Genomic DNA, 14,303 nt, shown 5'->3' with positions numbered 1-14,303 from the left:
GCTTGGCCGAGGCTGACGCTTCGGTCGAGATTCTGCTGGTCACCGGCCCGGCCGGGATTGGCAAGTCGACCCTGTGCTGGGAGATGGGCGCAGTGCTGGCCGAGGCCGGCATCGCCCATGTCGCGATCGAGAGCGATGAGCTCGACCGGGTCTTCCCCAAGCCCGGCGCCGAGGAGCTGGCCCCGCTGGCGCCCGGCGCCCGCGACGTCAGCCAGCTCAACCTCGCCGCGCTCTGGGGCACTTATCGCGCCCTCGGCCATACCCGCCTGATCATGTCGGGCGTGATGCTCCATGTCGATTTCGACAAAAGCTGGATCCTCGCCGCCATCCCGGAGGCGCGCATCACCGTGGTGCGTTTGCTGGGTAACGACGATAGCTTGCGCGAACGGCTCGACCGCCGCGAGACGGGCGCGGGGCGTGACGCCCAGATCGAGCGCTCGTTGCGGCAGGCACGCCGGCTGGCGAACGAGGCGGCGAACGGGTTCATCGTCGTCGATACCGATGGACGCACGCCCGCCGAGCTGGCGCGCGAAGTGCTCGGCACGATCGGTTGGACGCGCTCTGACGCATAGATCGCATTGACATAATTGCCTTTGCATCTTTACTATCTTGTAAAGACGTGAGGCGCCGATGACCTCCCCCCTCAACATTCGCAATCCGAGAGCCCACGCTCTCGCCAGCAAGCTCGCCGACTTGCGGAAGATCTCGATCACCGAGGCTGTCGTCGGCGCGCTGGAGGCCGAGCTGCGGCGTGAGCAAAGGCAGATCCCGCTGGCCGAGCGATTGGAAGCACTGGCGGACCAGGCACTCGCCAAGGCTGGGAAAGGCGCCCGCGAAGTCCGCGAAGAGGAGCGCGATGCGCTCTGGACGCGCTGATGTTCGTTGATACCTCCGTCTTCGTCGCAATCCTGTGCAAGGAGCCGGAGGCTGGACTGTTCGCGGCCAAGCTGGAGCGGGCCGAGACACGTTTCACCTCGCCATTGGTGCGTCTCGAAGCCTGCATGGTACTGGCGACGCGCATGGGACGCGACCCCGTGGATGTCGAAGCCGATTTCGATGCTTTTCTCCAAATCGCCGATGTCTCGGTCGTCCCGATCACCGACGCAATCGCATGCGAAGCTGTCGCCGCCTTCCAGCGTTACGGGAAGGGCCGGGGTGCGCCGGCACAGCTCAATCTCGCCGACTGCATGTCCTATGCTTGCGCCCGGGCTGCGGGAGCCCCGATCCTGTTCAAGGGGCGCGATTTCTCCCGCACCGATCTCGATCTCGCCTGAGCAGCCTTCCAAAAGGGGTTTTCCATGCAGTTCCGCAATCTCGGCCGCTCCGGCCTGCGCGTCTCGCTCGTCGGCCTCGGCTGCAACAATTTCGGCGGCCGGATCGATCTGGAGGCGGCGCGCAAGGTCGTCGACGCCGCGATCGAGCATGGCACCACGCTCTTCGACACCGCCGACATCTACGGCAATCGCGGCGGCTCGGAGCTCGCGCTCGGCGAGCTGCTCGGTGCCCGCCGCAAGGACATCGTGCTCGCCAGCAAGTTCGGCATGAACATGGACGAGGAGGGCGTGAAGAAGGGTGGCTCGCGGCGCTATATCGTCGAGGCGGTCGAAGCCTCGCTGAAGCGGCTCAAGACCGACTGGATCGATCTCTATCAGCTCCACCGGCCCGACCCGCTGACCCCGATCGCCGAGACGCTGCGGGCGCTCGAGGATCTGATCCGCCAGGGCAAGGTCCGCTATATCGGCTGCTCGAACCTGCCGTCCTGGCAGGTCGCCGATGCGCACTGGACGGCGAAGACGCTCGGCATCGAGGCCTTCGCCTCGGCTCAGGACGAATACAGCTTGCTGGTTCGCGGCGCCGAGAAGGAGCTGATCCCGTCCGCGCAGCATTTCGGCATGGGCCTGCTGCCCTATTTCCCGCTCGCCAACGGCCTCCTCACCGGCAAGTACCAGCGCGGTGCCCCGATGCCGGAAGGCGCCCGCATGACGCGGGAGGCGCAGCGCGCCGGCGAGGTGCTGACCGAGGCGAACTGGGGCAAGACCGAGAAGCTTGCCGCTTTCTGCGAGGCGCGCGGCAGGACGCTGCTGGAGCTCGCCTTCTCCTGGCTCGCCGCCCAGCCCGTCGTCTCCAGCGTCATCGCCGGTGCGACCAGGCCCGAGCAGATCGCCGCCAACGTCAAGGCTGCGGACTGGGCGCTGACCCCGGAGGAGCTGGCCGAGATCGACGCGATCACGCGCTGAAATCCGCCGCGAGAGCGCCTCAAAGAAGCCCAACGGCCAAGCGAGATCGTTAACCCTATCCCCTGCCCATGCGACGGGGCAGGGAGCCTGTTGTCAAATCCTCGCGCCTGGGGCTTCCTTGCGCCGACTGCGGCGGAGAACGCTGGTTTCGTGATGCGTATCGTTTCCCTCCTGGCTCTGGCTTTTTCGCTGCTCGCCCTGCCGGCGGTGGCGCAGGACAAGCCTGTTCCGGCGCCGCAGCCGGAACCGATGCGTATCGTGCTGACCCGCAGCGCCGAGCCCTGCGAGCCCGATTGTCGTGAATGGCTCGCGGCCCAGGGCGCGATCAGCAATGAGACGCTCGCCGAACTGCGCCGTGCGCTCGCCGAATTGAACGGGCGCAAGCTGCCGCTGCTGGTCTATTCGACCGGCGGCACGGTCGAGGCTGCTATCGCCATGGGCGAGCTCGTCCGCAAGAGCGGCCTCGACATCGCGGTCGCCCGCACCGTCTTCACCCAGCGCGACCCGGCGCTCGGTACGATCGACGAGCGCAGCCCGCTCTGCGCCTCGGCCTGCACGCTTTTCCTCGCCGGGGGACAACGGCGGATCATCCCGCCGCAATCGCGCATCGGCGTGCACCAGCAGACCATCGTCGAGACCGAGACGACGACGGTGCGCGACTACAAGATCGTGCGCGGGCGCAGGGAGCTGGTCGACGAGAGAACGGAGACGCGGACGGTCAAGCAGGAGCAGGCGACCGGCGAAATCGACGCCAAGATGAGGCGCTATCTCAATGCGATGGGGCTCGACCGGTCCTTCCTGGAGACAACGGTGTCGACGCCAGCCGACACGATGCGCTATCTCAAGCCCGACGAGATGCTCGCGACGACGATCGCGACGGAGCTCGGCTCGGCCGCGCTCGCCTTCTCCAGCCTGCGGACGGGGCTGCCGCCGGGCAGATCTGCGGGCTTGAGCGCGGCGGCGCCGGTGATTCCAGCGACACTGGTCGCGCCGGCCACCCCGATCGGCTCGGTCGAGCTCGGCCCGCACCGTGGCGGCAAGCTGCGCCTGGCGCTGTCCATCGGCGAGGGGCGCTACCAGCAGACGACCGTCCTGCAGATGCGGCTCCTGTTCGGCGACGCTCCGATCCCGACGCGGCTGCGCACGGTCACGCTGACCTTTCCGAACGGCCCGCCGATCGTCGCGCGCAACGACGATGGCAGCGATCCCGACGCGCCGATGACCGTCGATGTCCTGCGCGAGACCTTGTGCGGCTTGACCGACAGGACGTCGATGTCGCTGAAGATCGAGCCGCCGGCGGAAGACGGCGTGCCCTCGACCTGGCAGCGCAGCGGAACGGCGGCCGAACTCCTGCGCCTGCCGGCGCTGCGCACGGCGGTGTGTCGCTAGGAAAGTCTGCGACCAAATTCCATCCGGAACCAGGCGCTTTCCGGCAGATCGCCATGACCTGCACGGTGTCTTCGACCTCGCCGACCGGATCGGGGTGATGAAGAACGGCAAGGTGGCCGCATCATCCATGTCCGCGACGCCGCCCCGGACGAGGTGCTGGGCATGATCATTTCAGGCAAAGGCCCGCCCGGCGCGGTCGCCGGGCCGGGCGCTACGGAATTAGGATCGTGTGGCCGGGTCCGCGGGCCTGGCGGACCCGGCCGGCCGTTCAGGCCGTGGCATGCGGCTCGTGCCGGTAGTCCCAGACTGCCCAGGCCGAGACGGCGGCCGTCAGCACGCCGAGCACCAGATGTGTCTGGAACGCGCTGACATTGCCGGTGAAGCCGAGAATCCAGGGCGCGGCGATCAGCCAGAGGCCGAGCGCCAGGTTCACCCATTCTTCCCATTCGGCGAAGGCGGCGAGCGCTGCGATCGCGATCACGGCGAGAACAGCACCGACCAGCCAGGCATTGCGGGTCGGTGTGGTGTCGGCCAGGAAGCCCATCATCCAGGGCGAGATGAACAGGAGTGCGCCGAGGATCAGGTTGAGCCAGTCCTGCGGCCGTTTTCCACCCATATTCGCGGTTAACATGATCACCTCCGTGAGTGAAGATCATCCAACCACTACGCCTCGCGCACGAGGCGCTTGGTCATAATCATTATACGCTTGCCGCTGAAACAGCTCAAGGACTAGCCGATAAACAGTCATGGCCGGCGTGAACCGGCCATGACGACACCTGACAGCTTGGCGTAGGCGATGTTCGACTTCGCCGTGACTTTGGCGAGCCGAGCGACTCACTTGGCCGCGAGCAGCTCCTTCACCGAGAGCAACACCAGCTCGTTGTCGTCGGCCTTCTTCGGATCGCGCGAGGAGGAGAAGGGCAGGTTGTTGTCGTTGCCGACGACGATGATGCCTTCAGCGAGATCGACCACGTCGACATTCTCGATGGTGAAGAACGGGAAGGGCAGCACGCCGTCGATGGCTCCCTGCTTCGCTCGTCTGTCGGGATCGGCGATCTTCATCAAGTCGATATAGCCGACCTTGCGCACGGGCTTGCCGACATTGGCGTCGGTCATCTCGATTTTGACAATGCGCTTGAACTTGGCGAGGTCGTGGAAGCAGTCCGGGCCCTTCTGGCCGGCCGTGCAGGCGCGGTCGGCAGTGCCCTCGCCATTATCGCGCTCGATGATCAGCGCCGTGGTGCCGTCGATCATGTTGAAGTCGCCGATGGCGAGGCCCTTCTGCTCGAGCGGGAAGAACCAGGAGCGGCCGGTCCACTTCTCGTTCTGGACGTCGAATTCGAGGATGCGCAGCACTTCCTTGCCGTCGACCTCTTCATTGCCCTTGGTTTCGGCGTTCCAGAGCGGGCCTTCGAGCAGCGGGTAGAGGAAGCGGCCGTCCGGCGACTGCGCCATGCCCTCATAGCCCTTGGAGCGGCGGACATTGAACTCTACGGCCAAGTTCGGCGCGCCCGGCGTGGTCACGGCGTAATGGTCGGGCGAGCGGGCCGGCTTGCCGTCGACCGTGGTCTCGAACACCGCCTCGACCTTGCCGCTGGCGTCGACGCGGATCAGATACGGGCCGAACTCGTCGCCGATCCAGATCTTCCCACCGATCGGCTGGATCGATTCCGGGTCGAAATCCGCGCCGGTCAGGTAGCGCTTCTCTGTGCCTTCGTTGGCGATGCGGAACGGCACCTTCTTGTCGGGATCGTGCAGGAAGGTGGTCGCGGTGCGCTCGATCTTGCCGCCTTCGAAATCGGCCTTGAGCTTATGGAAGAACAGCATCGCGTCCGGCGAGTTCGCCTTGGCGCCGAAGCCGTTGTCGGTCAGCACCAGGAACTCGCCATTGCCCAGCGAGCGGATGCCGGAAAAGCCCTGCACGGGCTGGCCGGCGAAGGGGGTGGAGAGACCGGTCGGGCGGCCGCCCGAGGTACCCATCACCGTGCCGACCTGCTCGATGCGCTTGCCCGGCGTCGTGAACTTGCCGGAGATCTTGAGGTCGGCCGGCGCATCGGCCGGGGCCGGGATGATGGTGTTGGCGGGCAGCAGGGCATGGCCGACCAGCTTGGCCGGAAACTCTTTCGGCGCTCCTTGCGGCGCATCCTGCGCGCCGGCGAGCATGGTGGACGACAGAAGCAGGGCGGCGGCGAGGCGCAGGCGCATGGCGTGAAGCTCCGGTTGCGGAAAAGCGGGACGGCCCCGCTTCGCGTCCGCATCTTGCAGTCGCGCGACAACGTCGTGACGCTTGCGTGACGGCGCTTACTTCGCCTCCGCCGCCCGGATCGCCTGATCGAGATCCTGCCATTCGTGGCAGCGCCCGCAGAGCTTGGCGAGCTTTTCGAGATTGGCCTTGGCCGAGGCCATGTCGCCGGTCTCGATGAACCATTCGCCCTGGTATTCCAGCGCCGGCAGATAGGTCGGGTCGCGCAGCAGCGCGGCATCGTAGAACTGCTTCGAGACCGGATAGTTCTTCAATTTGCGCTGCGAGAAGGCGATCCAATTCAACAGCTCCGGCGAGTTCGGCTGCCGGACAAGCAGGCCCATCAACTTGTCGATCGCTGGCTGGTAGTTCTTCTCCTCGATCCAGCGTCGCGCCTGGCGATAGTCCGGATCCTCGTCGAGCATGGTCCAGTCGGGGCCGACCGCCTGTGCCGCGCCCATCGAAAGCAGCAGCGTCAGCGCGCCGCCAACAAGGCCGAACAGCCGCATAGCCGCCTCTCTCCATCTGCTTCTTGCCGAACCGGACACGCTGCCTGGATTTCGGCCGGCAGGCGATCATGGGGCGCTTTCATGACAGTAGAGCTTATGTCCGGGAGCGGCCGTCGACCAGCGACGTGGCTTTCGTTCCTCGGATCGGTGTCATGTGGCTTCTTTTTGGTCATTCGGGGCCGTCAGTCGCGGGACGCCCCCTGCCTCGGGGGCAGCATTGAACGAAATCCGCCTTCGGACCCTCTGCGAATGGCTCAACCGAAGCTTCCACGAGAATGTTCCTGATCGCAGAGCGGATAGGTGCCATCATGCGAAGGCGTGCGAGGTCAGCGACGGCAGCTAGCCTGCTTCGAGCCGGCAATCGTCCGCTCCCTTCGTTGCCGCGGCTTCGAGACCCGGTCCAAATCCACCGGGAGACTTGCGAGGACGCCGAGAGTAATCTGCTACGTCGTCTAGCGCTCCTATCCGGAATTAAACCGGACCGAGCATGCCGTTCAGGACGGCTCGTCGACGATTTGTCTGGTTGAGATCGAGCGCACCGGAACTTTCATCGACCGATGTCGGCGGGCATGGTGTGGCTCTGTTCAGGGGCACGAGCATCACGTCTTCCCAGCAGGCGCGAGCACGAGCCAAGGCCACAGCCTGCACCTTGTGCGAGATATTCTTGATTGGGACAGCAAACAGAGCCGGCTACCGTTTGATTTCATACTCCGGTCGGAGCGCTCGCCTCTTCACATGGGAGAAGGCATTCGAAATGCTGGGCATGGTAGAACGCAAGGACCGATTGGTCATGGCCGCTTCTGCGGGCCTGGTGGGGTTGGCCGCGGCGTTGCATTTCGCTGGAGCCGGATCGCTCCCGAGTTTTGCCGCCTGCGCGTTGGCGCTCGGAGCCGTCGCACATCTCATCGGGGAGGCAACGGATCATCTGGGCAACTATCTGGGGCCGGCAGCGACCGGCATAGTGCAGTCGGCAGTCGGCAACCTTCCTGAATTGTTCGTTGCCATCTTCGCGCTCCAGGCGGGTCTCGTCGTCGTGGTCCAGGCGTCGCTGATCGGCTCGATCTTGAGTAACGCACTCCTGGTCCTCGGGATTTCCTTCGTGGTTGGCGGCGCAAGGCACGGCGTCCTGACGTTCGAGCGCCAGGCTTCGAGAATGATCGCCACGCTGCTCTTGCTGGCGGTATGCGCCCTGGTGCTGCCCACCCTCGCGCACGAGCTACATCTTCCGGCGGGCGAGCACGAGCAGTCTCTGTCAGTGGTGTGCGCGATCGTTCTTCTGGTCGTCTTCTTGGTCCAGACGCGGGTCATGCTGGTTCATGGCCAACGAACCGTGCCATCCGAGGCGCGCGGACGCCTTCGAGCCTGGCCCCCGGCATTGGCTGTCGGTGTCCTGACACTTTGTGGCGTGGTGGCTGCTCTGGTCTCGGACTGGTTCGTCGACGCTCTTGGGCCGGCGATCGAGACGATGGGTCTGAGCCAGGCGTTCGCAGGGCTGGTCGTCGTCGCGATAGCTGGAAACGCGGTTGAGAATGTCGTAGGCATCCGCCTTGCGGCCCAAGGCAAAGCCGACCTTGCAGTCAGCGTCGTGCTCAATAGCGCGCTGCAAGTCGCGGTTGTCTTGATCCCGGTCCTGATCCTCATCAGCTTTGCGCTTGGCGGGGCGCCGTTCACGTTGGCAGTACCACCAATTCTCGCTGTCGCCCTCTTTGCATCGGTCCTGGTGGTAACCGTCGTGACAGTGGATGGACGCGCCGACATTGTCGACGGCGTCGCTCTCATTGGCCTCTACGTCATCATCGCAAGCATCTTCTGGTGGGGGTGATTGTTACGGGGCCTCCCCGATGATCCAGCCAAGGGTCGCGTATCGACTCCTGTCAACTCCTGTCATCAACCGGGCCGGGAATGCGCCCGACCCTCTCGCATCGGTGGCGAACTGCGCCCATATTGCCGCCATGCCCAAGCGTCCCAATGCCAGCTCCGACACCGCCTCGCCGCCCGCCGCGGGCAAGGCCCAATCGCCCAGCAAGGCAAAGGCGGCCAAGAAGCCCGCCAGTGCCCGCACGCCTAATTCCAAGGCGACCAAGCCGGACCTCAAGCCGCTCGAAGGCTATCTCGCCGACCTGCTCAACCCGGCGATCAACCGCGGCAAGGCGGTTCCGGGCGGCGCCTCCGGCTTCAGCGACGCGCCGCAAGCCGGCTACGAGGCGCGGCCGGGCGCGCCGGGCGAGAGCAAGCCGCGAAAACTCTCCAAAAAAGCCGATGCCGCCTTCGACCCGGACAGCGACAGCGCCGCATCGATGACGGCGAAATCGCTGCAGGCGCTGCTCGAGACCGGCAGCCCGTTCATCGAGCCGGGCAAGCCCTGGACGCCGCACCGGCCCGATCGTCCCGAGAAATCGGAAGGCGGCGTCCGCTTCCAGATGAAATCGGATTTCGAGCCGGCCGGCGACCAGCCGACCGCGATCGCCGATCTCGTCGACGGCATCAGGCGGCAGGAGCGCGACCAGGTCCTGCTCGGCGTCACCGGCTCCGGCAAGACATTCACCATGGCCAAGGTGATCGAGGAGACGCAGCGCCCGGCGCTGATCCTGGCGCCGAACAAGACCTTGGCGGCCCAGCTCTACGGGGAGTTCAAGAGCTTCTTCCCCGACAACGCGGTCGAGTACTTCGTCTCCTATTACGACTACTACCAGCCGGAGGCCTACGTCCCGCGCTCGGACACCTATATCGAGAAGGAATCCTCGATCAACGAGCAGATCGACCGCATGCGCCATTCGGCGACGCGCTCGCTGCTCGAGCGCGACGACGTCATCATCGTCGCCTCGGTCTCGTGCATCTACGGTATCGGCTCGGTCGAGACCTATACGGCGATGACCTTCTCGCTGAAGCTCGGCGAGCGCATCGAGCAGCGCCAATTGATCGCCGACCTCGTCGCGCTGCAATACAAGCGCACCCAGCATGATTTCGCCCGCGGCTCGTTCCGCGTGCGCGGCGACACGGTCGAGCTCTTCCCGGCCCACTATGAGGATCGCGCCTGGCGCATCGGCCTGTTCGGCGACGAGGTCGAGTCGATCTCCGAGTTCGACCCGCTGACCGGCCAGAAGACCGGCGAGCTCGAATTCATCAAGGTCTACGGCAATTCGCACTACACCACGCCGCGGCCGACGCTGAACCAGGCGGTGAAGTCGATCAAGCAGGAGCTCAAGGGCCGGCTCGACGAGCTCAACCGCATGGGCCGCTATCTGGAGGCGCAACGGCTTGACCAGCGCTGCACCTTCGACATCGAGATGATCGAGGCGACCGGCTCCTGCAACGGCATCGAGAACTATTCGCGCTATCTCACCGGCCGCAAGCCGGGCGAGCCGCCGCCGACCTTGTTCGAATATCTGCCCGACAACGCCCTCGTCTTCACCGATGAGAGCCATGTCACCGTGCCGCAGATCGGCGCCATGTACAAAGGCGACTTCCGCCGCAAGGCGACGCTGGCGGAATACGGCTTCCGCCTGCCCTCCTGCATGGACAACCGGCCGCTGCGCTTCGAGGAATGGGATGCGATGCGCCCGTCCTCGGTCCATGTTTCGGCCACGCCCGGCGGTTGGGAGATGGACCAGACCGGCGGCGTCTTCACCGAGCAAGTCATCCGCCCGACCGGGCTGATCGACCCGCCGGTCGAGATCCGCCCGGCCAAGCACCAGGTCGCCGACCTCCTCGACGAGGTCAAGGAGGTCGCGGCCAAGGGCTACCGCACCCTTGTCACCGTGCTGACCAAGCGCATGGCCGAGGACCTGACCGAGTACCTGCACGAGAACGGCGTGCGCGTGCGCTACATGCACTCCGACATCGACACGATCGAGCGCATCGAGATCCTGCGCGATCTGCGCCTCGGCGCCTTCGACGTCCTCGTCGGCATCAACCTGCTGCGCGAGGGGCTCGACATCCCCGAATGCGGCTTCGTCGCCATTCTCGACGCCGACAAGGAGGGCTTCCTGCGCTCCGAGACCTCATTGATCCAGACCATCGGCCGCGCCGCCCGCAATGTCGACGGCAAGGTCGTGCTCTATGCCGACCACATCACCGGCTCGATGGAGCGGGCGATGGCCGAGACCAATCGCCGCCGCGAGAAGCAGGAGGCCTATAACGCCGAGCACGGCATCACGCCGCAGACGATCAAGCGCGCCATCGGCGACATCCTCGGCTCGGTCTATGAGCGCGACCATGTCACCGTCGACAAGGGCCTGATCGAAGGCCCGACCAGCGGCCACAACCTCAAGGCCGCGATCGCCGATCTCGAAAAGCGCATGCGCGAGGCCGCCGCCGATCTCGAATTCGAGACCGCCGCCCGGATGCGCGACGAGATCAAGCGCCTGCAGGCGACCGAGCTCGCCATCGCCGACGACCCGCTCGCCCGCCAAAGCGATGTCGAGTCCTCGGCCGGCAAGTATCGCGGCGAGCGCAGCTATGGCGCCTCGGCCAATCTGCCGACGCGGGCCCGCAAGCCGACCGACGCCGACATGGGCCCGCACAACTGGGGCGGCGGCGAGGGCCGCCCGAAAGCGAGCGTGGCACGGCCGCGCAAGCCGACGCTCGACGAGATGGGCCCGGTGCCGGAGGCCCGGCCGAAGGGGGCGGGGGAGAGAAGGGGAAGGCGGAGGTAGCGGATCCGATTGGCCGTTGACATGCTGAGAGTAAATCGCCGACGATAATGCTCGCAATGATTGAGAGTATTGAGGTGTAAATTGATCGAAGAACAGGATAGTGACGATTTTGACACAGAGGATGAACTCGACGAAGTTCCGTACGTTGAGTTTGACATCTCTGTTTCTCCGTCTGATCCGACGTTAGAGTTGTTGTCTAATCAGATTGCTAGGAATGATATAATTATTCCTTTTTATCAAAGGCGATATGTATGGAAGATTGAACAAGCATCGCGGCTCGTAGAGTCATTTCTGATGGGACTTCCCGTTCCGCAGGTATTTCTTTACGTAAATAATGAAGATCAGCTTGAGGTAATCGATGGACAACAGAGATTACTCTCGGTCAAGTACTTCCTTGATGGGTTTTTTGGTGAAGAAGACAATAAGGGCCGTCGTCAAGTTTTTAAATTAAAGGGCCTCTCCGAGAGATCTGAACATAACGGGAAGTCGTTCGCTGATCTTCCTCCGCGAGATCAGCGGAAAATCAGAAATTCAACTTTGCGAACTATCAATATTAAGCAGATCAAGCCAACCGAAAGCAGCGAAAGCGTTTTTCATATATTTCAAAGATTGAATACGGGTGGAACTCGCCTGAAGCCACAAGAGATTAGGAACGCAGTTTACCGAGGAAATATAGTTGGAGAACTAAGATCTCTCAATATACTTCCAGAATGGCAAAATATTTTGGGCTTATCTAAGCCCGATAAAAGCCAGAAGGATGTTGAGCTTGTTTTGAGATTATTCTCTCTTTACAAGTCGTGGGGCTCTTATGAAAAGCCTATGCTTACCTACCTAAATAACTTTATGAATACAAATAGATCATTTGAATCTACAAAGGCAGTAGAATTCAAGCGGCAATTTCCTGTTGCTGTAAAATTTGTGAATAATAATCTAGTTCGTCCTTTTCGGCCAAAGGGTGTAATTAATTCCGCAGTTCTTGAAGCGGTAATGATCTGTGTTTTAGAAAATCCTACAATTACAGTAGCTAAACTAAAATCCGGTTATACGTCGTTGTTACAGGACGGTGAGTTTCAGAATAATGTAACGGGTGGAACGACCGATACGGCTGTTTTGCAGAATCGTATTCGGCGAGCGAAGCTGTTTTTGACTTAGCATGCGCTCAGACCTGCTCCCCCATTTGGATCGAATTGATAGTCTCGCAAAAGAGATTAATGTTCGCGTTCCTAATTCGGAGTTGGGAGTTATCGACTTCAGGTCAGACTTGGCTGGATTGCTTGTTGTAGCTATTGCTGCAAATTATGAAGCCTGCGTTAAGGAAACGTTGATTAATTTTGCATCAAAGAATGGAGACGTTTTTGCACGATACACATCTCAACAATACTCAAAATTGAACAGCCGCGTTTCGCCCCGAGATTTACATAAGTACGCAAATTCGTTCTGCGACAAAGCGCCGAAGAGATTCAAAGATAAACTTAGATATAGACAATCGAAAGTTAATCGACTTCTCGGCAAGGATATAGAAAAATGCTACGAACAGATACTTGATTGGCGACATGCATACGCTCATGCTGGCCAAAAAAATACAACTATTGAAGAGGCTATAAATACGCACCGATACGCTAGGCATGTAATATTTGCTTTTTATGACGCGTTTGAATAATAATAATTTTTTAGAATCTATACCATCATATGGAGAGCTTATTATTTCTATAGGGGCGGTGAATTGACGAGGGTGTAGGAAATCTTTCTCCGCCGGGGTAGAGAAGTATTGGCAAGAGCTGGACATCTGACGCTGACGCTGCTGCGACCCGGCTGCTGCGGCGTGCAGACTTTGCCAGCCCATCCGGCGCTCCGCGCCACCTTCTCCCATCCGGGAGAAGGCAGGGTTGAGGTTCTGACGCTTCTCCCCGTCATGCTCGGCCTTGTGCCGAGCATCCACGTCTTGCGACGCTGCTGACGGGCTACTCGCAACGAAAGCTGTGACCACCCTCCACCGAGCAAAGACGTGGATGGTCGAGACAGGCCCGACCATGACGCGGTTCTGACAGCTGCTTCGCCCGGCCCCGGCTGGCGCAAGACGTGGATGGTCGCCACAAGGGCGACCATGACGGGATGAGCGCGGGATCGCGCTCGGCGCGCTCACGCCAATTCGTCGTGGAGGTCGTTCCAGTCCGGGTTGTGCGCCATGATCGTGCGGGTCTTCCAGGCGCGGTACCAGCGCTTCATCGAGGTCTCGCGCTGGATCGCAGCCTCGATCTCGTCATGCCATTCATACCAGACGAGCCGCTTGAGGCCGTGGGTTTTGGTGAAGCCGGTCACCAGCCCCTCGCGATGCTCATGGACGCGGCGCGCCAGATCGCTCGTCACGCCGAGATAGAGCGTGCCATTCGGCCGGTTGGTCATGATGTAGACCCAGCCACCCTTGCGCTTCATGCCGGCAGGATGGCGGGCAGCCCAGCTACCGACAAGGGCGCGAATGCCTCTCCCGTCATGGTCGCCCTTGTGGCGACCATCCACGTCTTGCGCCGGTTCGGCTTGGAGAAGGCGGTGGAAGGCTGGGCCCCCTCGCAAGGCAGGTCGCGGCACGTCGTCGACGTCAAGACGTGGATGGTCGGGACAAGCCCGACCATGACGGAGGTGGCGGGGACAGAATGGCGATTTATCCCCGCCCTCCGAACCTCCCGTATACTCCGCCGCATCCCATCCCCGGGGGGGCGGCCATCCGGAGGCATGTCGTTTGGCGGGGTGGGTGCGGCGCCTGCGGCCGGGTTTGCACCCCGGACTCGGGAGGCTTCGGGAACCGACCTGGGGGTACTACGGCCCCTGCGCGAGGAGCTCGCTAGCTGGATGGCCCGCCGATGACACACCGCTCGAATGCCGACGCGACGGCCCGATGAGGGGCACTGGTGAAGGCGGCGGGCGGGATCGGCGGGCGATCCGAATGAAGCGCGGCCCGGAGCTTTAAAATCGCCGATGGCGGAGCGCCACGGGGCGTGCGGGGGGTGGCTCAACCCCTTCGCGCCGCTTCCTGGCTCAACGGAAGCGGATACCAAACCGCGCCTCGCGGCGCTCCGCTGCCCCTCGATTGCGACAACGCCCGCTGGATGATCCTGCGGGCGGGGACGACGCTTGGGCGCGATCTTCCTTCTCCCACCCATCTCGGGCCTGCCCGAGATGGGCAACTCAAAGTGCCAAAGTCGGCAACAGCCGACATTGGTGGGGAGAAGGTGGCAGCGCGAAGCGCTGACGGATGAGGGAAGGATGGCGTTGC

At 62.8% G+C, this 14,303-nt stretch carries 13 protein-coding genes and 1 pseudogene; 10 read left to right on the top strand and 4 right to left on the bottom strand.

Annotation, left to right across the window (positions count from 1 at the left end; genetic code table 11):
* Positions 1-2 precede the first annotated feature (2 nt).
* From ACSQ24_RS25040 to ACSQ24_RS25015, 6 genes and pseudogenes are all read left to right on the top strand, one after another.
* Positions 3-572: a hypothetical protein gene (locus ACSQ24_RS25040; RefSeq protein WP_436097308.1), complete on the top strand. Its 570-nt coding sequence runs from the start codon at positions 3-5 to the stop codon at positions 570-572.
* A gap of 58 nt (positions 573-630) precedes the next feature.
* Positions 631-876, top strand: a complete 246-nt coding sequence (locus ACSQ24_RS25035) for a type II toxin-antitoxin system VapB family antitoxin (RefSeq protein WP_436097307.1) — start codon at positions 631-633, stop codon at positions 874-876.
* Positions 876-1,274: a type II toxin-antitoxin system VapC family toxin gene (locus ACSQ24_RS25030; RefSeq protein WP_436097306.1), complete on the top strand. Its 399-nt coding sequence runs from the start codon at positions 876-878 to the stop codon at positions 1,272-1,274. The genes ACSQ24_RS25035 and ACSQ24_RS25030 overlap by 1 nt, the downstream gene beginning before the upstream one ends.
* 24 nt (positions 1,275-1,298) lie before the next feature.
* Positions 1,299-2,237: an aldo/keto reductase gene (locus ACSQ24_RS25025; RefSeq protein ID WP_436097305.1), complete on the top strand. Its 939-nt coding sequence runs from the start codon at positions 1,299-1,301 to the stop codon at positions 2,235-2,237.
* 153 nt (positions 2,238-2,390) lie between these two features.
* Positions 2,391-3,626, top strand: a complete 1,236-nt coding sequence (locus ACSQ24_RS25020) for a hypothetical protein (protein ID WP_436097304.1) — start codon at positions 2,391-2,393, stop codon at positions 3,624-3,626.
* A 52-nt stretch (positions 3,627-3,678) separates the two neighbouring features.
* Positions 3,679-3,839, top strand: a pseudogene (locus tag ACSQ24_RS25015) (sugar ABC transporter ATP-binding protein); the annotation flags it as partial.
* A gap of 55 nt (positions 3,840-3,894) precedes the next feature.
* Here the strand turns inward: ACSQ24_RS25015 and ACSQ24_RS25010 are convergent.
* The 3 genes from ACSQ24_RS25010 to ACSQ24_RS25000 all read right to left on the bottom strand — a co-directional run bounded on the left by ACSQ24_RS25010 (position 3,895) and on the right by ACSQ24_RS25000 (position 6,377).
* The gene (locus tag ACSQ24_RS25010) at positions 3,895-4,257 is read right to left on the bottom strand and encodes an SPW repeat protein (RefSeq protein ID WP_436097303.1); all 363 of its coding nucleotides are present in this window, start codon (positions 4,255-4,257) and stop codon (positions 3,895-3,897) included.
* Between the two features lie 203 nt (positions 4,258-4,460).
* Positions 4,461-5,831 (bottom strand): esterase-like activity of phytase family protein, encoded by a 1,371-nt coding sequence (locus tag ACSQ24_RS25005; protein WP_436097302.1) that lies wholly within the window; start codon positions 5,829-5,831, stop codon positions 4,461-4,463.
* 96 nt (positions 5,832-5,927) lie between these two features.
* Complete coding sequence (locus tag ACSQ24_RS25000) at positions 5,928-6,377, bottom strand: tetratricopeptide repeat protein (RefSeq protein ID WP_436097301.1); 450 nt, start codon at positions 6,375-6,377, stop codon at positions 5,928-5,930.
* Between the two features lie 790 nt (positions 6,378-7,167).
* Between ACSQ24_RS25000 and ACSQ24_RS24995 the strand changes: the two genes are divergently transcribed.
* The 4 genes from ACSQ24_RS24995 (at position 7,168) to ACSQ24_RS24980 (ending at position 12,692) form a co-directional block, all read left to right on the top strand.
* The gene (locus tag ACSQ24_RS24995) at positions 7,168-8,199 is read left to right on the top strand and encodes a calcium:proton antiporter (RefSeq protein WP_436097300.1); all 1,032 of its coding nucleotides are present in this window, start codon (positions 7,168-7,170) and stop codon (positions 8,197-8,199) included.
* A 130-nt stretch (positions 8,200-8,329) separates the two neighbouring features.
* Entirely contained in the window at positions 8,330-11,032 is a 2,703-nt protein-coding gene (uvrB, locus tag ACSQ24_RS24990) for an excinuclease ABC subunit UvrB (protein WP_436097299.1), read from the top strand.
* Positions 11,033-11,113: 81 nt separating this feature from the next.
* A complete protein-coding gene (locus ACSQ24_RS24985; RefSeq protein WP_436097298.1) occupies positions 11,114-12,184 on the top strand; it encodes a DUF262 domain-containing protein in 1,071 nt (356 codons plus the stop codon).
* A gap of 1 nt (position 12,185) precedes the next feature.
* Positions 12,186-12,692, top strand: a complete 507-nt coding sequence (locus tag ACSQ24_RS24980) for a HEPN domain-containing protein (RefSeq protein ID WP_436097297.1) — start codon at positions 12,186-12,188, stop codon at positions 12,690-12,692.
* A gap of 479 nt (positions 12,693-13,171) precedes the next feature.
* On the opposite strand, the gene ACSQ24_RS24975 is transcribed toward ACSQ24_RS24980, so the two are convergent.
* Positions 13,172-13,549, bottom strand: a complete 378-nt coding sequence (locus ACSQ24_RS24975; RefSeq protein WP_436097296.1) for a GIY-YIG nuclease family protein — start codon at positions 13,547-13,549, stop codon at positions 13,172-13,174.
* Between the last annotated feature and the right edge of the window lie 754 nt (positions 13,550-14,303).

The organism is Allobosea sp. LjRoot237, assembly GCF_964253285.1.
Classification (GTDB): Bacteria; Pseudomonadota; Alphaproteobacteria; order Rhizobiales; family Beijerinckiaceae; genus Allobosea.
The sequence above is the reverse complement of the archived record's forward strand: the minus strand, read 5'-3'. Positions and strand labels throughout refer to the sequence as shown.